Origin of the sequence: Micromonospora sp. WMMD1082, assembly GCF_029626175.1 — a bacterium.
Classification (GTDB): Bacteria; Actinomycetota; Actinomycetes; order Mycobacteriales; family Micromonosporaceae; genus Micromonospora.
In genome coordinates this window covers 2,772,644-2,796,462 of the sequence record NZ_JARUBM010000002.1, presented here as the reverse complement: position 1 = coordinate 2,796,462, position 23,819 = coordinate 2,772,644, and the positions used below count along the sequence as shown (strand labels likewise).

General features: G+C 73.4%; 22 protein-coding genes and 1 pseudogene. 9 read left to right on the top strand and 14 right to left on the bottom strand.

Annotated features, from left to right (window positions below):
• Positions 1 to 36: 36 nt before the first annotated feature.
• Together O7615_RS12880 and O7615_RS12875 are read right to left on the bottom strand one after the other, a co-directional pair.
• Positions 37 to 1,398, bottom strand: coding sequence for an IS4 family transposase (locus O7615_RS12880; protein ID WP_278175131.1), 1,362 nt, complete (start codon positions 1,396 to 1,398; stop codon positions 37 to 39).
• Between the two features lie 125 nt (positions 1,399 to 1,523).
• The gene (locus O7615_RS12875; RefSeq protein WP_278177711.1) at positions 1,524 to 2,288 is read right to left on the bottom strand and encodes an SGNH/GDSL hydrolase family protein; all 765 of its coding nucleotides are present in this window, start codon (positions 2,286 to 2,288) and stop codon (positions 1,524 to 1,526) included.
• Positions 2,289 to 2,603: 315 nt separating this feature from the next.
• Between O7615_RS12875 and O7615_RS12870 the strand changes: the two genes are divergently transcribed.
• Positions 2,604 to 3,749, top strand: a complete 1,146-nt coding sequence (locus tag O7615_RS12870) for a hypothetical protein (protein WP_278177710.1) — start codon at positions 2,604 to 2,606, stop codon at positions 3,747 to 3,749.
• A 264-nt stretch (positions 3,750 to 4,013) separates the two neighbouring features.
• Here the strand turns inward: O7615_RS12870 and O7615_RS12865 are convergent, their stop codons facing one another.
• Complete coding sequence (locus O7615_RS12865; protein WP_278182087.1) at positions 4,014 to 4,364, bottom strand: hypothetical protein; 351 nt, start codon at positions 4,362 to 4,364, stop codon at positions 4,014 to 4,016.
• A 409-nt stretch (positions 4,365 to 4,773) separates the two neighbouring features.
• On the opposite strand from O7615_RS12865, the gene O7615_RS12860 reads away from it, so the two are divergent.
• Both O7615_RS12860 and O7615_RS12855 read left to right on the top strand, forming a co-directional pair.
• Positions 4,774 to 5,583 (top strand): helix-turn-helix transcriptional regulator, encoded by an 810-nt coding sequence (locus O7615_RS12860; protein ID WP_278177709.1) that lies wholly within the window; start codon positions 4,774 to 4,776, stop codon positions 5,581 to 5,583.
• On the top strand, positions 5,568 to 5,756 hold the full coding sequence (locus O7615_RS12855; RefSeq protein ID WP_278177708.1) for a DUF397 domain-containing protein: 189 nt from the start codon (positions 5,568 to 5,570) through the stop codon (positions 5,754 to 5,756). Before O7615_RS12860 ends, O7615_RS12855 begins: the two co-directional genes overlap by 16 nt.
• 217 nt (positions 5,757 to 5,973) lie before the next feature.
• On the opposite strand, the gene O7615_RS12850 is transcribed toward O7615_RS12855, so the two are convergent.
• Positions 5,974 to 6,858: an alpha/beta hydrolase gene (locus O7615_RS12850; protein WP_278177707.1), complete on the bottom strand. Its 885-nt coding sequence runs from the start codon at positions 6,856 to 6,858 to the stop codon at positions 5,974 to 5,976.
• 279 nt (positions 6,859 to 7,137) lie between these two features.
• Here O7615_RS12850 and O7615_RS12845 point away from each other — a divergent pair.
• The 4 genes and pseudogenes from O7615_RS12845 to O7615_RS12830 all read left to right on the top strand — a co-directional run bounded on the left by O7615_RS12845 (position 7,138) and on the right by O7615_RS12830 (position 10,490).
• Positions 7,138 to 8,899: pseudogene (locus O7615_RS12845) on the top strand (proline--tRNA ligase).
• Positions 8,900 to 8,954: 55 nt separating this feature from the next.
• Positions 8,955 to 9,380 carry a CBS domain-containing protein gene (locus O7615_RS12840; protein WP_278177706.1) on the top strand — a complete coding sequence of 142 codons (426 nt, stop codon included), beginning with the start codon at positions 8,955 to 8,957 and terminating at the stop codon, positions 9,378 to 9,380.
• Between the two features lie 25 nt (positions 9,381 to 9,405).
• Positions 9,406 to 9,834, top strand: a complete 429-nt coding sequence (locus O7615_RS12835; protein WP_278177704.1) for a SufE family protein — start codon at positions 9,406 to 9,408, stop codon at positions 9,832 to 9,834.
• A 20-nt stretch (positions 9,835 to 9,854) separates the two neighbouring features.
• A complete protein-coding gene (locus tag O7615_RS12830) occupies positions 9,855 to 10,490 on the top strand; it encodes a DsbA family oxidoreductase (protein WP_278177703.1) in 636 nt (211 codons plus the stop codon).
• Between the two features lie 71 nt (positions 10,491 to 10,561).
• Here the strand turns inward: O7615_RS12830 and O7615_RS12825 are convergent, their stop codons facing one another.
• From O7615_RS12825 to O7615_RS12800, 6 genes are all read right to left on the bottom strand, one after another.
• Entirely contained in the window at positions 10,562 to 11,110 is a 549-nt protein-coding gene (locus tag O7615_RS12825; RefSeq protein WP_278182086.1) for a YbaK/EbsC family protein, read from the bottom strand.
• A 58-nt stretch (positions 11,111 to 11,168) separates the two neighbouring features.
• Positions 11,169 to 11,363 carry a hypothetical protein gene (locus tag O7615_RS12820; RefSeq protein ID WP_278177702.1) on the bottom strand — a complete coding sequence of 65 codons (195 nt, stop codon included), beginning with the start codon at positions 11,361 to 11,363 and terminating at the stop codon, positions 11,169 to 11,171.
• Positions 11,364 to 11,400: 37 nt separating this feature from the next.
• Positions 11,401 to 12,180: an NAD(P)H-binding protein gene (locus tag O7615_RS12815; protein WP_278177701.1), complete on the bottom strand. Its 780-nt coding sequence runs from the start codon at positions 12,178 to 12,180 to the stop codon at positions 11,401 to 11,403.
• A 69-nt stretch (positions 12,181 to 12,249) separates the two neighbouring features.
• Positions 12,250 to 12,882, bottom strand: a complete 633-nt coding sequence (locus O7615_RS12810) for a GAP family protein (protein WP_278177699.1) — start codon at positions 12,880 to 12,882, stop codon at positions 12,250 to 12,252.
• Positions 12,883 to 12,983: 101 nt separating this feature from the next.
• Complete coding sequence (locus O7615_RS12805) at positions 12,984 to 14,381, bottom strand: MFS transporter (protein WP_278177697.1); 1,398 nt, start codon at positions 14,379 to 14,381, stop codon at positions 12,984 to 12,986.
• Between the two features lie 54 nt (positions 14,382 to 14,435).
• A complete protein-coding gene (locus O7615_RS12800; protein ID WP_278177696.1) occupies positions 14,436 to 14,753 on the bottom strand; it encodes a hypothetical protein in 318 nt (105 codons plus the stop codon).
• A 154-nt stretch (positions 14,754 to 14,907) separates the two neighbouring features.
• On the opposite strand from O7615_RS12800, the gene O7615_RS12795 reads away from it, so the two are divergent.
• The gene (locus O7615_RS12795) at positions 14,908 to 19,485 is read left to right on the top strand and encodes a cation-translocating P-type ATPase (RefSeq protein ID WP_278177695.1); all 4,578 of its coding nucleotides are present in this window, start codon (positions 14,908 to 14,910) and stop codon (positions 19,483 to 19,485) included.
• Between the two features lie 13 nt (positions 19,486 to 19,498).
• On the opposite strand, the gene O7615_RS12790 is transcribed toward O7615_RS12795, so the two are convergent.
• A complete protein-coding gene (locus tag O7615_RS12790) occupies positions 19,499 to 20,464 on the bottom strand; it encodes an L-threonylcarbamoyladenylate synthase (RefSeq protein ID WP_278182085.1) in 966 nt (321 codons plus the stop codon).
• A 77-nt stretch (positions 20,465 to 20,541) separates the two neighbouring features.
• Here O7615_RS12790 and O7615_RS12785 point away from each other — a divergent pair, with 77 nt between their 5' ends.
• Positions 20,542 to 21,495, top strand: coding sequence for an alpha/beta fold hydrolase (locus O7615_RS12785; RefSeq protein ID WP_278177693.1), 954 nt, complete (start codon positions 20,542 to 20,544; stop codon positions 21,493 to 21,495).
• An 88-nt stretch (positions 21,496 to 21,583) separates the two neighbouring features.
• On the opposite strand, the gene O7615_RS12780 is transcribed toward O7615_RS12785, so the two are convergent.
• From O7615_RS12780 to O7615_RS12770, 3 genes are read right to left on the bottom strand one after another with little or no spacing between them, the layout of a single operon-like run.
• The gene (locus O7615_RS12780) at positions 21,584 to 22,534 is read right to left on the bottom strand and encodes a CU044_5270 family protein (protein ID WP_278177692.1); all 951 of its coding nucleotides are present in this window, start codon (positions 22,532 to 22,534) and stop codon (positions 21,584 to 21,586) included.
• Positions 22,531 to 23,175, bottom strand: a complete 645-nt coding sequence (locus O7615_RS12775) for an RNA polymerase sigma factor (protein WP_278177691.1) — start codon at positions 23,173 to 23,175, stop codon at positions 22,531 to 22,533. The genes O7615_RS12780 and O7615_RS12775 overlap by 4 nt, the downstream gene beginning before the upstream one ends.
• Positions 23,176 to 23,227: 52 nt before the next feature.
• The gene (locus tag O7615_RS12770) at positions 23,228 to 23,779 is read right to left on the bottom strand and encodes a hypothetical protein (RefSeq protein WP_278177690.1); all 552 of its coding nucleotides are present in this window, start codon (positions 23,777 to 23,779) and stop codon (positions 23,228 to 23,230) included.
• Between the last annotated feature and the right edge of the window lie 40 nt (positions 23,780 to 23,819).

The window sequence follows — 23,819 nt, the reverse complement described above, 5'->3', positions numbered from 1 at the left end:
GGGTGGGGTCAGGGGGTTAGGGGCAATGCCGCTCAGTTAGGGTTCTGGGCCGGTCGTCAACCCTGCTGTGGCGAGGATGTTGATGTTGATCGTGGCTTGGTAGTTGGTGCGGTCGATGGTGCCTTTGGCGCGGTGTTTGGAGATTGCTCGTTTGACCACGTGAGGGCTGACTCGGGTGCGGCGTGGGGGCAGTGGGTCGGCCAGGACTGCGCGGCCGATGGCGCCGACGAGGTCGATGGTGGTCTCGGCGATGACACCTGCGGCGTGGATGATCTGGTCGCGGGCGGCGTGCAGCGCGATGGTGAAGCTGGCCCGGTCGGGGCTGGTCGTGGGTTGGCTGGCGGTGGCGTCAGCCATCGCCAGCCGGACCGCCTGGTAGGCGGCCAGTAGGGCGTAGACCTCCTGGTTTACCCCGTTCGGGGTCCGTGCCCGCAGGACCCGTCCGCCCAGCAGGGTGGACTTCAGCTCCAGGTACGCCGTCTCGATCTCCCAGCGTTGGTGGTAGAGGGTGACCAGATCCAGGGCGGGGAAGCGGCGCTGGTCGGTGAGGGTGGTGATCAACCGGTACCGGCCGACGTGGCGTTTACCGTTCATGCTCACGACGATCTCGGCGTCAACGACCCGGACCGTCATCGCGCCGATGACAGACAGCCAGGACCCGTCGCGATGGCGGCGGATGACGGGCAGCCGCCGGTCGTCCTTGTCGCGGATGAGCAGGTCAGCGCCGGTGCCGGCGAACTGTTCGATCATCTGACGGGCGGCGAACCCACGATCGGCCAGCAGCAGCATTCCTGGGCGCAGGCAGCTCAGCAGCCGGCCGGCGCAGCCCAGTTCACCGATGCTGATCGGCGCGAACACGGCGTCGATGACAGCGCGAGTGCCGCACGCCACGACGGCGACCAGCCGCAGCATCGGATACCCCGACCCACCGTGGCTGCCCGCCTGACGCGGATAGACCCTCAAGTTCGCCGTAGTGTCGGGCACGAACATGCTGGTGCCGTCGATCGCGCACACCAGCAGACCCCGCCACCGGGCGGCCCCCGCCGGCGGACCCGACAGCAGCCGGAACAACGCCACCAGAGGCTTGTCCCCGACCCGCCGGCGAGCCTGCGACAGCGCCGAGGACGTCGGCAGCGCCACTGTCAACCCGTCCAGCCCGGCAACCAACCGAGCCCACACCTGCCGGTAACCGACCTCAGCGAACAACCCCGCCGCGAGCAGCAGATACACCACCACCCGCGACGGCAGATCCCGCACCCGCGACTGCACACCACCGGCCTCGGCCAGCACCGCATCGACCATCTCGAACGGCACCTGCTGCGTCAACTCACCCAGATGACCCGGCGCGAACCGCCCCGCAGCCACCGTGATCGTGGACGTGATGGCAGACTGTTCCAACGGCGGGGCTCCCGGTCCAGAGGCTGTCTTGGAGTGACAAACCTCTATACCGAGACCCCGCCGTCCTCGTCTACCACCACACCCCTTGACACACGCCCCGCCCCCTTAACTGAGCGGCATTGGGGTTAGGGGAGGGGGGTAAGGGTGGGGCGTTTGGGGGTGCGGGTGTCGCCGGAGGAGCGGCCGGTGAGGCGGCGCCGGATCCAGGGGGCCAGGTGCCGGCCGACCCAGCGCAGGTCGGCCGTGCGGGCCGACAGCCACGGGGTCGGCTCCGGGGTCGGCGGCACGAGCAGCCACTCCTCGTCACAGGCGACGCCGAGCGCGGTGAGCACCTGGGCGGCGACGCGCCGGTGCCCGGCCGGCGACAGGTGCAGCCGGTCGGTGCTCCAGAGCAGCGGGTTGAGGTACGTGTCGTCGGCGTACAGGTCGACCAGGATCGCGCCGTGCCGCTCGGCGGTCTCGCCGACCGCGCGGTTGAGCAGGGCGACCCGGGGGGCGATCAGCCGCTGCCCGGGCAGCCGCGCCATCACGTCGGCGAACCGGAACAGCACCACGTCGGCGCCCCCGCTCCGCAACTGGCCGACCACCTCGTCGAAGCGGCTGACCAGGGTCTCCGGGTCGAAGCTGCGGCGCAGCACGTCGTTGCCACCCGCCGCGAAGCTGATCAGGTCGGGCTTCATCGCCAGCGCGGCCGGCACCTGCTCGGCCACCACGCTCGGGAAGGTCCGACCCCGGATCGCCAGGTTCGCGTACGCGAAGTCGGGGCCGGCCTCGACGGCCAGCCGGGTGGCGACCAGATCCGACCAGCCCCGGAAGCTGCCGTCCGGGTAGGCGTCGTCCAGGCCCTCGGTGAAGCTGTCCCCGACCGCGACGAAACTGCGCCAGCGCACTGCTCACTCCTCCGATGTGCGAGTAGAGAAGGGAACTCCTGCCTACCACCGGAAGTTTTGCATCGGTCACCCTCCTGGCGGTGCCCCGGGCGAGGGAACGTGGTGGACGTCATCGACGCGGCGGTCCACGGGGCAGCGACCGGGTGAGCCAAGGGCTAAACTGCCAGCCGGTCGCGAACAGTGCTCTGAAGCACACGCCCCGCTCACCCGAAGGACTCTGCTGTGGCTGTTGGTCGTCGATGGCTGTCACGAACAGTCACTGCTGCGCTGCTCATCGTCGGCGGGATCGCTCTCCCCGCCGGTCCCGTCTCGGCGGTGGATCCGGATCCGGCGTTCACGTTCGATCTGAGCAGCACGACGATTCCGCTGGGTGTCCGCCAGAAGACGATCCACCTGAGGTTGACCAATCTGACCGACGACGCTCCGAGCGAGGTCGTGTTCCGGGTCCGGCCCCTCGAACTGGACTGGTTCGAGACGGCCTCCGTCGACTGGGCGGACCGGGGCGCCTCCGGCGAGTGCGATGGCGACAGCGGAAGCTGGTATTGCAGCATCACGAAGGACTTCCGGCCCGAGTTGCTGCCGGCACCCGGTGGGACGGCGGACATCCCGATGGATGTCCACATCTGGCGGGCGTCGGAGCCCTTCGCAGGCAGGATCGCGATCGAGGTCAGCCTGACCTGGGGCGAGAACCGGGAGCGGATCACCGACAGTAGGGAGTTCACGCTCGCGTTTGTCGACGACTCCGAAGCCGACCTGTCGGTGGTGGCGCCGGACGTGAAGCAGTCGGTGCGCGTCGGTGCGGGCGGCAGGCTAGAACTCGCCGGGGCGTTGCACCCGGGCGACACGGGCGCGGTGCGGTATCAGATCGTCAACCAGGGCCGGCGGGCGGTCAGCGGCGTCACCGTCACCGTGCGCCTGCCCGAGGGCGTGACGTTCACCCGGCCACCGCAGGAGTGCGTGATCGATGCCGACGGGCGGTCGGCGGTCTGCACCTACGCTGCGCTCGCGCTCGTACCGGTCGGCCAGGACACTGACCCGAACGACAGCGTCCACTCGGCTGTCGAGTTGCACAACCTGGTGACGGTGCCGGCCGGCATCACCGCACCGGTCACCCTGGCGGGCGGGATCGTGCAGGTCGAGGGCCTGACCGAGGGCGTCGGCACCCGCTCCGGCCCGGAACGGACCGTACTGCCGGCGAACGCCGTCGCCGTACCGGCGGCCGACGTGGACGCCAGCGACAACCAGGACGGGTTCGCCGTCGTGGTCGCCGCCACCGGCAGCGGCGGTGGGGACGATGACGGCGGGGACGGCGGCGGCGGTGGTCTGCCGGTCACCGGGCCGCAGGCGGGGCTGATCGCCGGGGCCGGTCTCACCATGGTCGCGGCGGGCATCGTGCTGCTGCTCGCCCGACGCCGCCGATCGGTCGCGTTCGTCCCCGGCGACGACACCGCCGCCTCCTGATCTGCTCCCCCCACCCGCCCGGCCAAGCCCTCGCCGGAGCACCAGGCGCAGCGCGCTCAGCACGTCCCGCGCCCGGCGGGTCGGGGAGCGGCCGACCCCGGTTGGCCATGCCCGCCACCGCCCCACCCCCTGACGCCCTCCCTCCCCCACTCCTCCGCGGTTGATCATGAAGTTGTTGTCACCCCGCCCGGCGTGTCGCGACAACAACTTCATGATCGCCCGGGACGATCTCGGCCGGGCACGCCGGCCCAGCGCCGGCATGCGTCAGGCCGTGCGGCAGCGGCCGGTGCAGGCGGGCGGCAGGGCAACTGCCGGGCGACGGTACGGCCCCCACGCGACGAACCGCTGGAACAGCTCGCGCGGGGTCGGGCCGCCCTCCGGGTCCAGCCGGAACAGGTCGTGGGTCGCCTCGTAGTAGAGCCCGGACAGGTAGACGGCCAGGTCGAGCCAGCGGTTGTCGTACTCGACGCGGAGCAGCAGCCGGGCCTCAGCGCACGGCCAGGACAGCCCGCACGCGCGGCAGAACCAGAGCGGTCGTAGCGGCAGATGCTGCGGGCCGTCGATCGGGTGCCGCCGGGGACGCTCGGCCGCCGGGCCGCGACGCGCCACGGGCATCCCGGTGGCCGGGCCACGAGGCATTACGGCCGGGTCACGAGGCGGTATGGCCGGGCGCAAGGCCGGGCCACGAGGCGGTACGGCCGGGTCAGGAGGCGGTACGGCCGGGCGCGGGGCCGGGTCGCGGCGCTCCACGCCCGGCGGCGTGGTCGGGCCACGAGGCGGTACGGGCGGTTGGTTCTGATCGGGCATCTCCACCTCCTGCGACAGGGGAAGGGGCCGCCCCGGCACGGGGGAAGCGGGACGGCCCCGACGCAGCCCCACCCCGTCCCCGATGGATGGGAGCAGGACCGCCAGGTGACAGTGTGGTTGCCGGACGACTACTGTCGGAAGGCATCGACGCCGGCCGTGGCGCTGCCGATCCCGGTCGGGAAGTCCCCCCGAGCAGCCGATCGATCGTGGAGGCACTGTGGAATCCGAGCCGACCGCCGAACTGATCCGGGCACAACTGCGCCGGCTGCGGCTGGCCGCCGACCTGACCCAGGAGGACTTCGGCAAGCAGGTGCACTTCTCCGGCTCGCAGATCTCCGCGATCGAGCTGGGGCAGCGCCCGTTCGACCGGCTCTTCCTCAAGCGGGCCGACGAGGTGTTGGAGAGCGACGGCCTGCTGCTGGGGCTGCTGCGCATCGCCGAGTTGCACGGCCAGCCCGGCTGGTTGCGGCCCTGGCTGGACGCCGAGCGCAACGCCCGGCAGTTGCGCTGCTACCACCCGACGCTGATCCCGGGGCTGCTCCAGACCGAGCACTACGCCCGCGCGGTGATCCGCGCCGACGACATGCTCAGCGACGACGAGGTGGAGCGGCGGCTGGCGGTGCGGATGGACCGGCAGGCGATCCTGACCCAGCCGGACCCGCCGATCCTGGTCGCGGTGATCGAGGAGGCCACGCTGCGTCGGGCCGACGAGAGTTTCCGGGGCATCATGACGCAGCAGATCGGTCACCTGCTCGACTGCGTGAAGCGCGGCGGCGTGCTGATCCACGTCATCTCGGCCGAGGTCAGCGTGCACGTCGGCCACGCCGGCCCGCTCACCCTGGCCCGTGGCGTCGAGGGTGACTGGGTGGGGCACCTGGAGAACCATGTCGGTGGTGCGACCATCGACAAGGACGAGGAAATCGCTACGCTGCTGGCGAGGTGGGAGGGCATCCGCAGCGTCGCCCTCCCCAAGGGACAGTCCGAGCTGCTGATGAAGGAAGTGATGGAGTCGTGGTCCACGATCTGACCGGCGCGACCTGGCGCAAGTCCACCCGCAGCGCCAGCGGCGAGTGCGTCGAGGTGGCCGACAACCTGCCCGGCGTGGTCGGCGTACGCGACAGCAAGGACGCCACCGGCCCGGTGCTCACCTTCGCCCCGACCGCCTGGCGCCGCTTCGTCGACCACGCCAAGCTCGGCTGACCCGCAGCACCACCCCACCCGCCGAGCCGGCCCGACCCGCCGAACGGGCCCGAGCCGCCAAACGGGCCCGAGTGGGCCCGCCCCGCCGAGCAGGACCGACCCGCCGAGTGGGCCCGAGTCGCCGAGCAGGACCGAGCGGCCCGACCCGCCGAACGGGCCCGACCCACCGCGCAGGACGGCCGAGTCGCCGGGCAGGCCGGGCAAGGCCGCCCTGCGGTCAGCGGGAGGCGACCGCCAGCACCGCGTCGGCGAAGTCCTGCGGTGCCTCCTGCGGCAGGTTGTGCCCCACGCCACCGCTGATCGTGCGGTGCTCGTACGGGCCGGTGAACTGTGGGGCGTACACCTCGGGTGGTAGGTGGGGTGCGCCGTTGGCGTCCCCTTCGAGGCTGATCGTCGGCACGGTGATCGGCGGTTTGCCGGCCAGCCGCTCCTCCAGCTCCGCGTACTGCGGCTCACCGTCGGCGAGGCCCAACCGCCAGCGGTAGTTGTGGATCACGATGTCGACGTGGTCGGGATTGTCGAGCGCCACCGCGCTGCGATCGAAGGTGGCGTCGTCGAAGTTCCACCTCGGGGAGGCCGTCCGCCAGATCAGCTTGGCGAAGTCACGCGTGTTCCGCGCGTAGCCCTCCCGGCCGCGTTCGGTGGCGAAGTAGTACTGGTACCACCAGGCGTGTTCGGCCGCCGGGGCCAGCGGCACCCGCCCCGACGCCTGGCCGTCGATCAGGTAGCCGCTCACCGCGACCAGACCCCGACAGCGCTCGGGCCAGAGCGCGGCCACGATGCCGGCCGTCCTGGCGCCCCAGTCGAACCCGGCCAGCGTCGCCCGCTCGACGCCGAGGGCGTCCAGGAACGCGAGGGTGTCGACCGCCAGGGCGGCCGGCTGGCCGTTGCGCACCGCGTCGGCCGACCGGAACCGGGTGCTGCCGTGACCCCGGGCGTACGGCGCGAGCACCCGGTAGCCGGCGCCGGTCAGCAGGGGTGCGGCGTCGGCGAAGCTCCGGATGTCGTACGGCCAGCCGTGCAGCAGTAGCACCACCGGCCCGTCCGGCGGACCGGCGTCGACGTACCCGACGCTGAGCACCCCGGCATCGACCCCCCTCACGTCACCAAACAAGACCCGCCCCCTCCGCTCCCCCCCACACACCCCCTACTGAAACCTATGACCCCACGCCGAGCCCCGCCGACGGTTTCATGATCCGCGCAACTTCCCCGATGTTGCTGCCTCGATGGGGAGTTGAGGCAGCAACATCCCTGATGTTGTGCGGATCTTGGGGAGGGTCGGGGTCGGGGAGGGGAGGGGCGGGGAGGGGCGGGGAGGGGAGGCGAGGGGTGGCGGGCAAATGGGATCGCCAGCCGGCACCTCCGGTCGTACGCTGCGGCAATGCTGCTGCGCATGTCGACCACGCTGCTCCGGACCCTGCGCGAGGATCCGGCCGACGCGGAGGTGCCGAGCCACCGGCTGCTGCTGCGCGCCGGCTACATCCGCCGGGCCGCACCGGGCGGCTACACCTGGCTGCCGGCTGGGCCGGCTCGTGCTGGACCGGGTCACCGAGATCGTCCGGGCCGAGATGACCGCGATCGGCGACCAGGAGGTGCACTTCCCGGCGCTGCTGCCGGCGGAGCCGTACCGCACCAGCGGCCGCTGGACGGAGTACGGCGACGATATCTTCACGCTGGCCGACCGGCGCGGCGCCGAGCATCTGCTGGCACCAACCCACGAGGAGTTGGCCGCGCTGCTGGTGAAGGACCTGTTCACCTCGTACCGCGACTTCCCGGTGACGCTGTTCCAGATCCAGACCAAGTTCCGCGACGAGGCCCGCCCCCGCGCCGGACTGCTGCGCGGGCGCGAGTTCCTGATGAAGGACGCGTACTCCTTCGACCTGGACGAGGCGGGCCTGCGGGCCGCGTACGCCCGGCACCGCGACGGCTACCGGCGGATCTTCGACCGGCTGGGCCTGGACTACACGGTGGTGCACGCGATGTCGGGGGCGATGGGCGGCTCCGCGTCGGAGGAGTTCCTGGCCAGCACGCCGGTCGGCGAGGACACCTACGTCGGCTGCACCGACTGCGCGCACGCGGCCAACACCGAGGCGGTCACCACGCCCGCCCCGCCGGCCGGTGACCCGCACGCGCGGCCCGCCGCCGAGGTGCACGACACCCCGGAGACGCCCACCATCGCCAGCCTGGTCGAGCTGGCCAACGACCGTCGGCTCGCCGGCCGCGACGACTGGACGGCCGCCGACACCCTCAAGAACGTCGTACTGACGGTACGCCGGCCCGGCGTCGACCCGGCCGAGGTGCTGGTCGTCGGGGTGCCCGGCGACCGGGAGGTGGACCTGCGGCGGTTGGCCGCCGCGCTGGCACCGGCCACCGTGGACGTCTTCGACGCGTGGGACGAGCATCCCGAGCTGGTACGCGGCTATCTCGGGCCGCAGGTCCTGGACAAGCTCGGCGTGCGCTATCTGGTCGACCCCCGGGTCGTCGCGGGCACCGCCTGGCTGACGGGTGCGAACGAGCCGGGCCGGCACGCCACCAACGTGGTGTGCGGCCGGGACTTCACCCCCGACGGCACGGTCGAGGCCGCCGAGGTGCGCCCCGGCGACCCCTGCCCGGCCTGCGCCACCGGCCGGTTGACCATGCGTCGGGGCATCGAGATCGGGCACATCTCCCAGCTCGGTCGCCGCTACACCGACGCCTTCGCCGTGGACGTGCTCGGCCCGCAGGGCAAACCGGTCCGGCCCACCATGGGCTGCTACGGCATCGGGGTGTCCCGGGCGGTGGCCGCGATCGCCGAACAGCACCACGACGAGCGGGGACTGGTCTGGCCGGCGGCGGTCGCCCCGTGTGACGTACACCTGGTGGCTGCCGGCAAGGGCCCGCAGCTCGACGCGGCGCTCGACCTCGGCACCCGGCTGGCCGCCGTCGGCCTGCGGGTGCTGGTCGACGACCGGGCCGGCGTCTCCGCCGGGGTGAAGTTCACCGACGCCGAGCTGATCGGCATCCCGCGCACCGTCGTGGTCGGACGCCGCCTGGCCGAGGGGTACGTCGAGTTGCGCGACCGGGCGACCGGCGAACGCACCGACGTTGTCGTGGAAAACCTGGCGAAACGCCTGCTGGGCGAGGTAGGCAGGGACGGGGTGTAGCCGTCATGCGGCGGGGTACCACCTCCCGATCGGCTGGACGTTTGGAGGCGCTCTGATGACCGGTTACCGGGTCGCTGACGTGATGACCAAACAGGTGATCTACCTGCCGGCGGAGACCACCCTCGACGAGGCGGCCCGGGTGATGAAGGAGGCGGACATCGGCGACGTCGTCGTCACCGACGGCGCCAACCTGGCCGGCATCCTCACCGACCGCGACATCGTGGTACGCGCGGTGGCCGACAACGCCGACACCACCGCCACCACCATCGGCTCGATCATCACCCGGGAGGTCGTGATGATCGAGCAGTTCAGCACCGCCGGGGAGGCCGCGTCGCTGATGCGTGAGCGCGGCATCCGCCGGATCCTGGTCTGCGACAACCAACGCAAGCTGGTCGGCATCGTCTCCCTCGGCGACCTGGCGATGCAGCTCGACCCCACGTCCGCGCTCAGCGAGATCAGCGAACAGTCACCGACGGTGTAAGGACCGGCGCCGGTAGCCTGGCGGGATGCCCGAGATGCCGAGCAAGCTGGCCGAGATCGTCGACGAGTTCGCCACCGCGCCGCGCGACGTGGTGCTGGAGATGCTGCTGGAATTCTCCGACGCCGTGCCCCCGCTGCCGGCCGGGCACCCGGGTCACGAGGGCATGGAACAGGTCGTGGAGTGCCAGACGCCGTTCTTCCTGCGCGCCGAGGTGAGCCCGCAGGGCACCGTGCACACGCTGTTCGACTGCCCGCCGGAGGCACCCACCACCCGGGCGTTCGCCGGCATCCTCGCCGAAGGACTGGCCGGCGCCAGCCCGGATCAGGTCCTCGCCGTCCCGGACGACCTGTACCAGCGGATGGGCCTGGCCCAGGCGATCAGCCCGCTGCGGATCCGCGGCGGCACGGCCATCCTCGCCCGGCTCAAGCGGCAGGTCCGGGAACAGATCAGCTGACCAGCGGGTTGGTACCGGTCATGGAGATCGACATCTACGCCGACGTGGTCTGCCCCTGGTGCTGGATCGGCCGTCGCCGGCTGGAGCAGGCCCTCGCGTCGTACGACGGCACGGCGACCGTCCGCCACCGTCCCTTCCAGCTCGACCCGTCGCCGGTGACCTCGCCGGTGCCGCTGCTCGATGCCCTCGGCGCCAAGTTCGGCGGGCCGGAACGGGCCCGGCAGATGGCCACCCAGGTCACCGAGATCGGCGCAAGCGTCGGCCTGGACCTGCACTTCGAGCGGGCGATCGCGGCCAACAGCTTCGAGGCGCACCGGCTGATCAACTGGGCCGCCGAGCGGGATCGTGGTGGCGAGACGGTCAACGCCCTGCACCGCGCCCACTTCACCGACGGCGTCGACATCGGCTCCCGGGAGACGCTCGCCGGGGTGGCCGCCGGTGTCGGGCTCGACGGCGACGAGGCCCGCCGCTTCCTCGACTCCGACGAGGGCGTTGCCGACCTCACCGCCGAGCTGACCGCCGCCCAGCAGCTCGGGGTGACCAGCGTCCCCACCTTCGTGCTCGCCGGCAAGTACGCGGTCACCGGCGCCCAGGAGCCGGCCACCCTGCTCGCCGCCCTCGCCGAGGTCGACCAGCGCGAGTCCGCCGCCGGCTGACCGCCCATCGCATCGACCGATATCGACGCCGTCGATGTTTCACGTGCAACAACATCGATCCCGGTCGACGGTCAGGCGGGCCTGGCCAGGTCCTCCACCACTCGCGCGCCGGGCAGTGCGGCCAGCGCCGCGCCCGGCAGTGCGATCTTGCTGTGCCGCACGCCCGACCCGACGATCACGTACGGCGTGGCCACCACCCGGGCGTCGACCAGGATCGGCCACTCCGGCGGCAGCCCGATCGGGGTGATGCCGCCGTACTCCATGCCGGTCAGCTCCACCGCGTCGGCCATCGGCGCGAAGCTCGCCTTGCGCACGTCCAGGGCCCGCCGGGCCACCCCGTTCACGTCGGCCCGGGTGGTGGCGAGCACCAGGCAGGCCGCGTACCGGATCACCCCTTCGCGCTTGCCGGCGACCACCACGCAGTTGGCCGACTCGTCCAGCCCCACCTCGTACGCGACGCAGAACGCCGCCGTGTCGGCGAGGTCGGCGTCGATCGGCGCGACCAGCACCGCGTCGACGTCCACCGGCGCGTCGGCGGGCCACTGGGCGAGCGCGGCGGCGACCGGCGGCGCCAACAGGTCGGTACGGGCGCGGGCCGGCTCGGTCTTCAACGTTCCCATCACGCCAGCGATCGTCGCATCCGGGCCGGCGCAGCCGCCCAGCGGTCGACCCACAGGGTCAGCCGTTGGTCAGGAAGCCGTGCTTCTCCAGCATCGCCCGGTCCCGGGAGACGGCCATCTCCTCCGCCCGCTCGGCCTGGACCCGACGCATCTCGATGTCCTCCAGCGCATGCCGGACGGCGAGTCGGATCACCCCGTAGAGGAAAACGAACCCGCAGACGTAGAGGAGGCTGGTGACCACGAACGTGAGCATGGGTCGACGGTAGGGCGAACGTGAACGGGAGCAGGTGTCATCTTGCGGCCGTTCGCCCGTACGTGTCGGCCAGGTAGTCGGCCCAGGTGCGCCGGCCCGCCGGCTGGGCGTCGGTGACCAGGCCACCCGCGCGCAACTCCCGCCCGAACCCACCGGGGAACCGGACCGGCAGCAGCGGCCGACGGGATCCCCGCGCCTGCCGCCACGCCCGCACCGCCTCGTCGAAGCGCAGCACCTCGGGGCCGCCGTACTCCACGATGCCGTCCCGCGCGCCGGTGCGGAGCAGTTCGATCAGTTGCTCCGCCACCTCGCCCGGGTCCACCGGCTGCGCCACCACCGCCCGGTCGCCGATCACCGGGCCGAGCCGGCCGGAGGCCCGCACCAGCGCGTCGAGGAACTGGGGGAACTGGGTGGCCCGCAACACCGTCCACGGCACCCCGCCCGCCGCCACGACCTGCTCGGCGGCCAGCTTGTGGCGGTAGTACCGGTAGGGCACCCGGTCCACGCCCACGATCGAGACATACACCAGGTGCCGTACGCCGGCTGCCGCCGCCGCGCCGACCAGCCGGCGGGTGCCGAGCACGTCGACCTGGTGGGTCCGCCGGACGGGTGAGGACGCCAGGTGCAGCACCGCGTCCACCCCCGACACCGCCGCCGTGACGCCCTCGCCGGTGGCCAGGTCCGCCACCACCCACCGCACCCCCGCGCCGCTACGCGGCCGGCGGCTGGTGGCCCGCACCTCGAACCCCTCGGCGACCAGTCGGGGCAGCACCGCCCCGCCCAGCGTGCCCGCTGCCCCGGTGACCAGTACCCGCATGCCAACCTCCCTTGTCGGTTGCCCGATCGACGGATCGCGCAGGGCCCGACGTGACGGCTGTGACCCGACTCACCGGGCCAGGTCGAGGATCGTGATCAGCACGAAGAACGCGATGACGGCCTCGCTGACCAGCCAGGAGTGACTGTCCGCCCAGTCCCGTACCCGGGGCAGCACCACCGCGGCCCGGCGCCCGAGCAGCAGCAGGGCGAGCAGCGGGATGGCGAGTAGCCCCACGGTGAGCAGCACGAACGGCAGCAGATGCCACCAGGGCAGGCCGTGCCGTGCGGCGCTGGCACCGACCGTGATCATGGTCAGATCGTTGGCCGGCATGGCCAGGAAGAGCAGCAGGCCGACCTTCAACGCGTACCCGGGGCCGGCATGCTGGAGCCGGCCCATCCAGGCGGGTGGTCCAGTGTGCCGGCGCAGGAACACGACCACCGCCAGCACGGCCAGCAGTGCCAGCACGAACCAGTCGATCCACCGCTCGACGGCAGCCCGGTCACCGCCACCAAAACTGATCTTGAAGAGCCGGACCGCCAGCCAGGCCACCGTCGTACCGCCGCAGACCACGATGGCCGCGCCCGCCAGGTAGCCCAGGGAGGCGGCCCGTGGCCGGTCGGACGAGGCGAAGAAGACCGCCGCCACCAGTTGGGTCCCGGCGACCATCACCACGGCCAACGGCAGCAGCGTCAGGAAGGTCATCGCCAACCCATCCTCCCGGTCGAGCCGGGTGACCGCGGCCGTTTCCGCCCAACGCCCCGTACGCTCGGGCCGACGCTTGATGCCCGCGCGGCCCGCTCGCTTCAGGCGGGCGTGGCCGGCGAGGCGGGTGTGGACCGGGCGCCGGGCACCACGCGGCCGGCCAGCAGCGCCCCGACCAGCGCCAGTCCGGCGGCCACCGCGAGCGTCACCGCATAGCTGAGCCGGCCGGGCGCGGCCCCGGCGGCGAGCACCGCACCGGTCAACGCCAGCACCGTCGCCGCCGCCAGCGAGTCGCACAGTTGCAGAGACGAACTGTTGCGCCCCTGCTCACCGGGGGCCGACAGCTCCAGGGTGAGCACCGACAGCGACGGATAGAGCAGCCCCATGCCGAGCCCGGCCGCCGCCCAGCCGAGCACGCCCACCCAGACCGGCACCGCCGGTACCACGCAGCTGCCCACCACCGCGGTACCCACCGTGATGCTGGTGAGGCCGGCCCTCGGCAGCGTGGCCCGGGACCGGGGTGCCCGGACCCGCCCCTGCAACCAGGAGCCGAGCGACCAGGCGACCGCGCCGGTGGTCAGGACCAGACCCGCCGCCGTCGGCGAGAACCCGCGCTCCCGGGACAGCATCAACGGGATCACCACCTCGGCACCGACGAACGCGCCCGAGGCCAATCCGCGCAGCCCCACCACGGTGGGCAGGCCCCGACCGGCCCGCACGAACCCGGCGGGCAGCAGCCTCGGTGCGCAGACCAGCAGCCCGCCCAGGGCGAGCCCGACCAGCGCCACGGCGGCCGCGCCACGCTGCTGACCCCCGATGTGCAACAGTGCGGCGCTCACCCCCGCCCCGCAGGCCCAGCCGATCCGCGCCACCGCACCGGCCGAGCGGCGGGCCGGACCCGCCGCGCCGACCGACCGCAGCCCGGGATGGATCAACAGCACCGCCGGCACCGCCACCACCGGCACCGCCAGGAAGACCCAGCGCCAACCGACGTGCTCCACCACCAGCCCCGCCAGCACCGGCCCGACCAGCGACGGAACGACCCATGCGGCGGCGAACGCGGCGAAGATGCGGCGGTGCAGACGCTCCGGGTACGCCTGCGCGACGATCACGTACAACGCCACCGACAGCAGGCCGGAGCCGAAGCCCTGCACGATCCGGCCGACCACCAGCGTTTCCATGGCACCGGCTCCGCCGGCGAGCAGCAACCCGGCGACGAACCCGCCGAGGCCGGACCACATCGGTGCCCGGGGGCCCCGGGCGTCACACCAGATGCCGGAGATCACCATCGCCACCACGCCGGCGGCGAACGGGCCGCCGAAGGCGATCCCGTACCACGCCAGCCCGTCCAGCGCACGGGCCACCGTCGGCATGGCGGTGCCCACCGCCAGCGCCTCGAACGCCAGCAACGAGACCAGCGCGACGCTGCCCACCGTCATCGCCCGCAGCCGGGGTGCGAAGAGCGACTCGGCTCGTACCGGTTGCGGGGCGATCAGCATGGGGCAAGCCTCGAACCTCAACCCATCTTGAGGTCAAGGGTGACCCGGCTTACCTCAGGCGGACTCCAGCGCCTCACCTATCCCCTTGGCGAGGCCGGACAGGTGCTGGTCGGCCAGCAGATGCCCGGCCGTGATCACCAACGCCAACGGCCACTCGATCACCTGGAGCGCGGTGAGCACCCCGATGCCCGCGTAGTAGGCGAGCTTGTCCGGCGGCGGCACGGCCACCTCGCCGAGCCAGGGAACATCCACCCGGCGGGTGAACGCCCGCAGTGTCTCGTGCGTCCCGCTGAGCTGTCGTGTCAGCACACTCATCTCGCCTCCCCCTCGCCGATGACGCCCACCCCGGATTCCTCCACCGGCGCCGTCCATGCCCCGCCCGACCAGGAAACTTCCCCCACCCGGACGGGCATAAGGGACGTCCGGCCGGGAAGCCAGGCCGCCGGGTACGAACGGTAGGAGGCGAGATGCGGTACGGCGGGGACAGCGGACGACCGGTCGACCACCTGACCCGTCGTACCCGTCGATGACGTCCCTTGGCGGCCTCGCCCGCCGCCTCCGACCACCCGTGCCCGTACCGCCGGTGGTGAGCGACGCCTCCCGCGGCGTCGGCGCCGCCGCCACCCGGCTGGCCCGCGCGGTCGGGCTGACCAGCCGGCGGGTGTGGTCCCGCCCGGGACGGCACCACATCGAGGTGCACGGCGTCTGCCAGGACGGCGGCGACACGCTGGCCCGCCAGGTCGAGACCGCGCTGGAGCGGCTGCCGGGGGTGCACTGGGCCCGCGTCAACGCGCCCTCCGGACGGGTGGTCGTCGCGGTCGACACGCCGGGACCGAAGGTACGCGAGCTGGTCGCCACCATCGCCCGGGTGGAACGCGCCTGCCCCCACGAGCCGGACCCGGAGATCCCGCCGCCGCACCCGCCCGAGGAGGGACCGCGCACCCCGCGTACCCTCGGCGCCCTCGCCTCCGACGCGCTCGGCCTGACCATCTCCGCGGCCACCCGGATCCTGCCCGTCACCCCGGTCCCGGCCGAGGTCTCCGGCCTGCTCACCGCCATCGACCTGCACCCGAAGCTGCACGCCCTCGCCGGCCTCGGCCTGCGCCGTGACCCGCGCGCCGACGTCCTGTTCCCGCTCACCGAGGCGGTGGTGCAGGGCCTCACCGGTGGCTGGACCGGGATAGTGCTCGACGGGGCGCAGCGGATCGTGCAGTGGGGTGAAGGGCTGGCCCAGCAGCGCGCCTGGGAGAAGGCCGAGCCCCAGCTCACCGGGGAACCGGATCGCGCCGTGGCCCGCACCCCGGCCTACGAGCGCCCCTGCCCGAAGCCGGACAGCACCGTCGAGCGGTACATCAACCGGATGCTCGGCGGCGGGGCGGCCGCCTTCGCCGCGGCGGCGCCGGTGATCGGCCCGAAGCGGGCCGCCGCCCTGGGCCTGTCCGCGCTGCCCAAGGCGCCGGGCAGCGGGCGCGAGGGGTACGCGGCCCACCTCGGCCGGATCCTCGCCAAGCGCGGCGTCATCGCGATGGACCGCAGCGTGCTGCGCGAACTCGACCGGATCGACACGCTCGTCCTGGACGCCCGGATGCTCGGCTCCGACCGGGGCGTACTGGCCGACCTGGCCCCCCTGTCCGGTGCCGACACGTCCCAGGTGGCGGCGCGGGCGTTCACCCTCTTCGAGCCCGCCGCGCCGACCGACGTACGCCAGCTCGACGGCTGGCGGCTCGGCCCGCTGGACCGCCTCGACGCGCGCGACCCCGGCGACACCGACGACAGCCGGCGGTTGCGCGGACGCGGTGGCAACCTGCTCGGCCTCACCCAGGGTGACGTCCTCACCGCGGTGCTGCGGGTCGAGCCGGAGCCGGCACCCGGCGTCGAGGCCCTGCCGGCCGTCGCCCGACAGGCCGGCCTGCGACTCGTCGTGGCCGGCGGTGACTCCCAGCGGCACGCCTCCGCCGACGCGCTGGTGCCCGGCGGCGACCGGCTGGCCGAGTCGGTGCGCACCCTGCAACGCGAGGGCGCGATGGTGATGGTCGTCTCCGGCGACCGGGCGGCGCTGGCCGCGGCGGACTGTGGGTTGGGCCTCGCCGGTCCGGAGGAACCGCCGCCGTGGGGGGCGCACCTGTTGGTCGGCACGGACCTGCGGGTCGTCGCCCTGATCATCGAAGCGGCCGGGGTGGCCCGGCGGATGACGGCGCAGAACCTGCGCATCGGGCTGGCCGGCACCGGCCTCGGTGCGCTCGGCGCCTTCACCGCCGATCCCGCGTTGCTGCCCGGCCGCGCCCTCGCCTCGGTCAACGGCGCGGCGGCGCTGGCCTTCGCGCACGGCGTCTGGCGGGCCGGCCGGCTCTCGGAACGGACCGGTTCACCGGCGCCCGCGATCACCGCCTGGCACCTGATGCCGGTGCCCACCGTCCTCGACCAGCTCGGCACGGAGCGCGACGGGTTGACCGACACCGAGGCCGAGCGGCGGCGGGCCGCCGGATCGGGCGAGACCTCCGGTCCGGGCGGGCTGCTCCGCGCCTTCGTCGACGAGTTGGCCAACCCGCTCACCCCGGTACTCGCCGCCGGTGCCGTGCTCTCCGCCAGCTTCGGCTCGCTGGTCGACGCCGCCCTGGTCGGTGGGGTGGTCGGTGGATCCGCGCTGGTCGGCGCGGTGCACCAGCGCAACACCGAGAAGTCACTGGCCGCGCTGCTGTCCCGCTCGGCGGTGACCGCCCGGGTCCGTCGCAACGGCGCCGAACGGGTGGTCCCCGCCGACGACCTCGTCCCCGGTGACGTGATCGTGCTCGAATCCGGCGACGCCGTACCGGCCGACTGCCGGGTGCTGGAATCCGTCGGGCTGGAGGCCGACGAGTCCTCCCTGACCGGCGAGTCGCTGCCGGTCACCAAGACCGACCAGCCGGTGGTCGCCGCTGCCGTGGCCGAACGCCTGTCGATGGCGTACGAGGGGACCACGATCGCCGCCGGGCGCGGCATCGCCGTGGTGGTGGCCACCGGCGCGGACACCGAGGCCGGACGCAGCCTCGCCCTGGCCCGGCAGGCCCCACCCGTCAGCGGCGTCGAGGCTCGGCTGGGCCGGCTGACCCGTGCCGCGATCCCGCTGGCCGCCGGATCGGCGGTGGCGGTGGCCGGCGCCGGGCTGCTGCGCGGCGTACCGCTGGCCCAGACGGCCGCGACCGCCGCGAACCTGGCCGTCGCCTCGGTGCCCGAGGGACTGCCGTTCCTGGTCAGCGCCGCCCAGCTGGCCGCCGCCCGGCGGCTCGCCGAGCACGGCGCGCTGGTCCGCAACCCGCGCACCATCGAGGCGCTGGGCCGGGTCGACGTCCTCTGCTTCGACAAGACCGGCACCCTCACCGAGGGGCACCTGCTGCTGGCCGGGGTGGGCGACGCCGACGGGTACGCCCCGGTGGAGCAGCTCGACGACCGGCTGCGGCGGACCCTCGCGACGGCGTTGCGCGCCACACCGGCGGCCGAGGACCCGGAGGAGCTGTCCATGCAGACCGACCGCGCGGTGCTGCGGGGCGCCCGCGCCGCGGAGGTACGCGAGCAGGACGGTGCGCCGGATTGGCGGGCCGCCGGCGGCCTGCCGTTCGAACCGTCACGCGGCTACCACGCGACCGTCGGCGAGACCGGGGGCCACCTCCTGCTCAGCGTGAAGGGCGCGCCCGAGACGGTGCTGCCCCGCTGCGCCGCCCGCCGCACCGCCGGCCGGGACGAGCCGCTCGACGACGCCGGCCGCGCCGAACTGCAGCGGCTGCTCGGCGAGCGCGCCGGTGCCGGGCACCGGATCCTGGCGGTGGCCGAGTGCACGGTCGGCGACCCGAACATCACCGACGACCGGGTACGCGGCCTCGTCTTCACCGGCTTCCTGGCGCTCGCCGACGGGGTACGCGCCAGCGCCGCGCCGGCCGTGCGCCGGATCCGCCAGGCCGGCGTGCACACCATCATGATCACCGGTGACCACCCGGCGACCGCCGAGGCGATCGCCGCCACCATCAGCGACGGGGACGCGCAACGGGTCGTCACCGCCACCGAACTCGACGAACTCGACGACGACGCCCTCGCCGAGCGGCTCGCCGCCACCGACGTGGTGGCCCGCTGCACCCCGGCGCACAAGGTCCGCATCATCCAGGCGTTGCAGAAGTGCGGGCGGACCGTCGCGATGACCGGCGACGGCGCCAACGACGCGCCCGCCATCCGGCTGGCCGACGTGGGCATCGCCCTCGGTCAACGGGGCACCCCGGCGGCGCGCGCCGCCGCCGACCTGGTGGTCACCGACGACCGGCTGGAGACCATCATCGCCACCCTGGTCGAGGGCCGGGCGATGTGGTCCTCGGTCCGGCACGCGCTGAGCATCCTGGTCGGCGGCAACCTCGGCGAGATCGCGTTCAGCGTGCTGACCGCCGCCGCCACCGGCCGGGCCGCGCTCAACGGGCGCCAACTGCTGCTGGTCAACCTGCTCACGGACATGGCACCCGCGCTGGCCATCGCCGTCCGGCCGCCCGGCGACGACCACGCCGACGGCCTGCTCCGCGAGGGGCCGGACAGCTCGCTCGGCCAGACCATGACCCGCGAGATCGGGCTGCGGGCCGCCGCCACCACGCTGGGCGCGACCGCCGGCTGGACGCTGGCCCGCTACACCGGCCGACCGCGGCGGGCCGGCACCGTGGCCCTGGTCTCCCTGGTCGGTACGCAGCTCGGGCAGACCGTGCTGGCCGGCGGCACCAGCCCGACCGTGCTCGCCTCGACCGCCGCGTCGTTCGGCGTCCTGGCGGCGGTGGTGCAGACACCCGGGCTGAGCCAGTTCTTCGGCTGCACCCCGCTGGGACCGGTCGGCTGGACCATCGCCACCGGTTCCGCGCTCGGCGCCACCCTCGCCAACGGAGCCCTTACCCGGCTGGTCGCCCGGCTACCCCAGGTCGACAGCGGGTCGCCCAACGGATCGACGCCAGCCGGTGAGACCGAGCCCGCCGACAAGCCTGAGCCAGCCGACAAGGCCGAGCCGGCCGACGAAGCCGGGCAGGCCGACAAGGCTGGCAAGGCCGAGCCGGCCGATAAGGCTGGCAAGGCCGGGCCGGCCGACAAGGCTGGGCTGAGCTGAACGGTCCTGGGCGTCAGCCGGCGGGATGCCAGGTGGCGGCGGCACGCCGGAGCCGGTCGTTGATCGCCCGTCCGACCCCCGTCTCCGGCACCGGCTCCGCGACGATCTCCGTCACCCCCGCCGCGTCCAGCCGGTGCAACGCGTCGAAGAGCCGGGCCGCGGCCGCGGTCAGGTCACCGGCGGCGGAGAGCACCTCCACCGCCGCCCAGTCGCCGTCCGGCCGATCCCGGAACGCCAGGTAGCCGCGCCGGCCCGCACCGCCGGTCTCCGCCGGCATCGCGGCGGACACCAGCCGCAACGGCGTACGCGGGGCGTAGTGCGCGGCCAGCGTGCCCGGCGCCACCGGCTGCCCCGAACTGCCCGGCCGGACCGTCACCGGGCCGATGACCTTCTCCAACTCCTCGACCGGCAGCGCGCCGAGCCGCAGCACCACCGGACGCTCGCCCCGGGCGTCCACGATCGTGGACTCGATGCCACAGCGGGTCGGCCCGCCGTCGAGCACCACGTCCACGGCGGCGCCCAGGCCGGCGACCACGTGCTCGGCCCGGGTGGGGCTGAGCTGGCCGAAGCGGTTGGCGCTCGGCGCGGCCATCGGCACCCCCGCAGCGGCGATCAACCGACGGGCATGCTCGTTGTCCGGTACCCGGACCGCCATGGTGTCCAGCCCGGAGGTGACGATCGGCGGGATCCGGGCCGGCCGGTCCACGATCAGCGTCAGCGGCCCCGGCCAGAACCGGGCGGCCAGCGCCGCCACCGCCGGCGGTACCGACCCCACCAGCGGTGCCAGGTCGGCCGCGTCGGCGAGGTGGGTGATCAGCGGATCGAAGCTCGGTCGCTGCTTCGCCTCGAAGATCCGGGCCGCCGCCCGCGCGTCCACCGCGTTCGCGCCCAGGCCGTAGACGGTCTCGGTGGGAAAGGCCACCAACCCGCCGGTACGCAGCACGGAGGCGGCCTCGGCGAGATCGCCGTCGGCGGGCAGGACGCGGGGAGATCCGGTACGCACCCCCCGACGCTAGCCTGCGACGGATCGCCGGCCCCGCCGGCTACCGTTTCGCCGTGCTCTTCGCGCCGGTGTCCACGGAACTGTCCTTCGCACACGGCGGAAACACGCTGGCCGGTGACCTCGTCCGACCGCCGTGGCCGGGCCCCCACCCGGCGGTGGTCTTCGTGGAAGGATCCGGACCAGGCGGGCGCGACCTGGGCTCGTGGCCCACCCGACTCGCCGCCGCCGGCTTCGCCAGCCTCGCCTACGACAAGCCCGGCTCCGGTGCCTCCACCGGCGACTGGACCCGTCAGACCCTCGCCGACCGGGCGCGGGAGACCATGGCGGCGGTCCGTGCGGTACGCCACCGCGACGACATCCGGCCCGACGCAGTCGCGCTGGTCGGCGGCAGCCAGGGCGGCTGGGTGGCCCCGCTGGCCGCTGCGCTGGACGACACGATCGCGGCGGTGGTCACGGTGTCCGGTCCGGGCGTGGGGGTGCTCGCCCAGGAGGAACACCGCCTCCGTCACCAGCTACCCGCCGAGGGCTTCACCGACGCGGATGCCGAGCAGGCGGTGGCGCTGCTCCGCGACCAGATCCGGCGGATCCGCGCGGGCGACAACCCGGTACGCGTACACGCCGCGCAGGCGCGGTGGCGGACGGCCGGGTGGTATCCGCTGCTCGCCGGGACCACGCCCGAGTCAATCGCGTTCCTGGCGGGGATCGCGGACCACGACCCGACCCAGGCGCTCGCGGCGCTCCGCTGCCCGCTGCTGGCCGTCTTCGGCGCCGACGACGTGCTCGTCCCGGTGGCGGAGAGCGTGCGCGCCATCACCGGCATCCTGCGCGACGCCGGCCACGGAGACCATCAGATCGTCGTCTTTCCCCATGCCGACCACGGCATCCGCGTGCCTGCCGGCGACGGACCGGCCACACTGAGCCACGGCCGCTATACGGCGGGCGTCCGGGCCCCGGGCTTCGACGAGATGCTCGTCACCTGGCTACAGCGCCGACTCGACATGGCGTGACCGGCTGGCGGGTGGCCGCCGAGCGGGGCCGGGCGACCATTTGATCGTCCGGCCCCGACGGGGACACCCACCCGACTCGCTCCCCCGATCAGCCGGGCAGGGTGTCGGTCCACTCGGTAGTGATCTTGTGGGAGCCGGGACCACCCGGGCCATCGCCCTTCGCCGCGTCCGCCGACTCGTAGAACGCCTGCTCCAGCAGTTGGGAGGTCTCCGGGTGCACGATCAGCTTCGCCACCGCCCGCTGGCTGTAGGTGACGAGCACCGCCTGCCCGCCACCGGCCGGACCGGCGTTCTCGATGTTCGGGTACTCGGAGAGCGCCCGGAACGCCGCCGAACGCACCGCCGCCGGGGACGGCAGGACGGAGACCAGGGCCAGCAGACCATCGAAGACGAGATGGTCACGCAGCTCGGCGTCCTGGTCCACGCCGCTGCGCGCCACGGCGTCGGCGATCCACCTGGTCAACGCGGCCGGGTCGGTCGGCAGCTGCTCAAGCTGCGCGATGTCGGCCTCGATCACCCGGCCCACCCGCAACGGGGCGACCGTGCCGCCCTCGACGGCCCCGTTCTCCGTGCTCCGGTGCCAGGCCCGGCCGTCCCGCGCGGTCCACGACTCGGTCCGGAACGGGCCACCCGACTCGTCCGTCGAATCCGTGGTGACGTGCCAGTAGGTGCCGGAGTCGCCGGACGTCCGAGCTGCGGCGGTGGTGGCCGCCACCAGCAGGATGTCCCGGCCCGTCTGCTCGTACGCCACGGCGGGCGTGGTCTCCGCGCCGCCGAGGCCGCCGTTGCCGACGGCCACCACGGCGACGGCGCCGGCCACGACGGCCGTCAGCCCTGCCGCCAGGACGGCGAGCCGGGGCTTGGTGGCGCGGCGCGGTGCCTTAGCATCCGGCCGCAGGTCTTGCTGGATGTGACTCATCACGAACTCCTGGAGCTGCTGGTGACGGTCGCCCGGGAGATCCCGCTCGGTGGGCCCGGGCAACAGCCGGGCCAACTCCGCTGGCTCGTACGAGTCAGGCCGGTTCGGGTGCTGGTTCATCGCGGGGTCTCCTGAGCGAACAGGACCGCGGGTCCGCGGTCACCATCTACCTGTCCGTGGCCGGTACGCGGTTCCCGGATCTGCGCGACCGGGCCGAGTTTTCCGTCGGCGACGAGCTTCTCGAGCTTGCGGCGCGCCCGGGAGAGCCGGGAACGCACCGTGCCGACGGGGACGCCGAGCGCCTCCGCCGCCTCGGCGTAGTCGAGGCCGGCCCACACGCAGAGCGCCAGCACCTCGCGTTCCGGCCCGCGCAGGGCGGCCAGCGCCGCCCGCACCACGGCGAGCCGCCGCCGATTGTCGATCCGGCCGGTGGCCTCCTCGGCGAAGTCCGGCGCGACGGCATCCGCTCTCGGCAGCCGGGCCAGCGCGTCGTCGTGGCGGCGGGCGGCCCGGCGTACGTTGCGGGCGACGTTCGTGGCGATCCCGAGCAGCCACGGGCGCAGTGAACCCCGCTCGCTGCCGCCGTCGACGCGGTCGCGTAGCCGCCACGCCTCCAGGAAGGTCAGTGACACCACGTCCTCTGCCACCGACCAGTTCCCGGTCAACCGGAAGGCGTGGTTGTAGACCGAGCGGGCATGTTCGTCGAACAGCTCTCGGAACGCCTCCGGATCACCGGCCCGGATCCTGGCTCGCGGATTCATCCTCACGAACCTGACCTGTCCGGCCGCGTCCCCGAAGTTCCCGTGACCTACCTCACTTCGCCGTCCGGCCGAGACGCACGGCGGAGATGAGGAAGAAGATGGCGCCGGGGATGGCGTAGCCGATCGCGTTGGTCAGCGCCGGGTTGTCCGCGGCGGCGCTCGCGATGAACACCCCACCGGCGAGTACGGAGATGCCACCGCTGACGATCATGGACCACTGGCCGCCCATCCTGCGCCGGGTGACACCCACGAGCAGCTGAATCAGGCCGGCCACGATCGCCCAGGCACCCCAGACGCGCAGGACCGCCGGGATTCCGGACGCGCCGGCGATGGCCAGGCCGACGGCGGCGAGCAGGCTGACCGCGACGTTGGCGTACAGCAGGGTGGGCGACCCGGTGGTGCGCGACGCGCGAGCGTCGACGATGGCGGCGGCCACGTCGAACAGCGGATAGAGCACGAGCAGCGCGACGGTGAGCGGGCCGAGTTGCGTGGCGGTCGTGAACATGACGATGGCCCAGGTGATGGCGAACACGAAGCGGACGAAGTACAGCCTCCGCAGGGCGGCCGCCGTCGTCGAGATGCCGGAGGTGGCAAGGGTGCTCATCGTGATCCTTTCGAGGGTCACCGGACGGCGACCCGACGCC

What these genes read in the sequence shown, in the direction of transcription:
- O7615_RS12865 (WP_278182087.1), bottom strand. Translation starts at nt 4,364, where the DNA reads ATGCCCGTGGCGCGTCGCGGCCCGGCGGCCGAGCGTCCCCGGCGGCAC.
- O7615_RS12840 (WP_278177706.1), top strand. Translation starts at nt 8,955, where the DNA reads ATGACCGGTTACCGGGTCGCTGACGTGATGACCAAACAGGTGATCTAC.
- O7615_RS12835 (WP_278177704.1), top strand. Translation starts at nt 9,406, where the DNA reads ATGCCCGAGATGCCGAGCAAGCTGGCCGAGATCGTCGACGAGTTCGCC.
- O7615_RS12830 (WP_278177703.1), top strand. Translation starts at nt 9,855, where the DNA reads ATGGAGATCGACATCTACGCCGACGTGGTCTGCCCCTGGTGCTGGATC.
- O7615_RS12825 (WP_278182086.1), bottom strand. Translation starts at nt 11,110, where the DNA reads ATGGGAACGTTGAAGACCGAGCCGGCCCGCGCCCGTACCGACCTGTTG.
- O7615_RS12820 (WP_278177702.1), bottom strand. Translation starts at nt 11,363, where the DNA reads ATGCTCACGTTCGTGGTCACCAGCCTCCTCTACGTCTGCGGGTTCGTT.
- O7615_RS12815 (WP_278177701.1), bottom strand. Translation starts at nt 12,180, where the DNA reads ATGCGGGTACTGGTCACCGGGGCAGCGGGCACGCTGGGCGGGGCGGTG.
- O7615_RS12810 (WP_278177699.1), bottom strand. Translation starts at nt 12,882, where the DNA reads ATGACCTTCCTGACGCTGCTGCCGTTGGCCGTGGTGATGGTCGCCGGG.
- O7615_RS12805 (WP_278177697.1), bottom strand. Translation starts at nt 14,381, where the DNA reads ATGCTGATCGCCCCGCAACCGGTACGAGCCGAGTCGCTCTTCGCACCC.
- O7615_RS12800 (WP_278177696.1), bottom strand. Translation starts at nt 14,753, where the DNA reads ATGGACGGCGCCGGTGGAGGAATCCGGGGTGGGCGTCATCGGCGAGGG.
- O7615_RS12795 (WP_278177695.1), top strand. Translation starts at nt 14,908, where the DNA reads ATGACGTCCCTTGGCGGCCTCGCCCGCCGCCTCCGACCACCCGTGCCC.
- O7615_RS12780 (WP_278177692.1), bottom strand. Translation starts at nt 22,534, where the DNA reads ATGAACCAGCACCCGAACCGGCCTGACTCGTACGAGCCAGCGGAGTTG.
- O7615_RS12775 (WP_278177691.1), bottom strand. Translation starts at nt 23,175, where the DNA reads ATGAATCCGCGAGCCAGGATCCGGGCCGGTGATCCGGAGGCGTTCCGA.
- O7615_RS12770 (WP_278177690.1), bottom strand. Translation starts at nt 23,779, where the DNA reads ATGAGCACCCTTGCCACCTCCGGCATCTCGACGACGGCGGCCGCCCTG.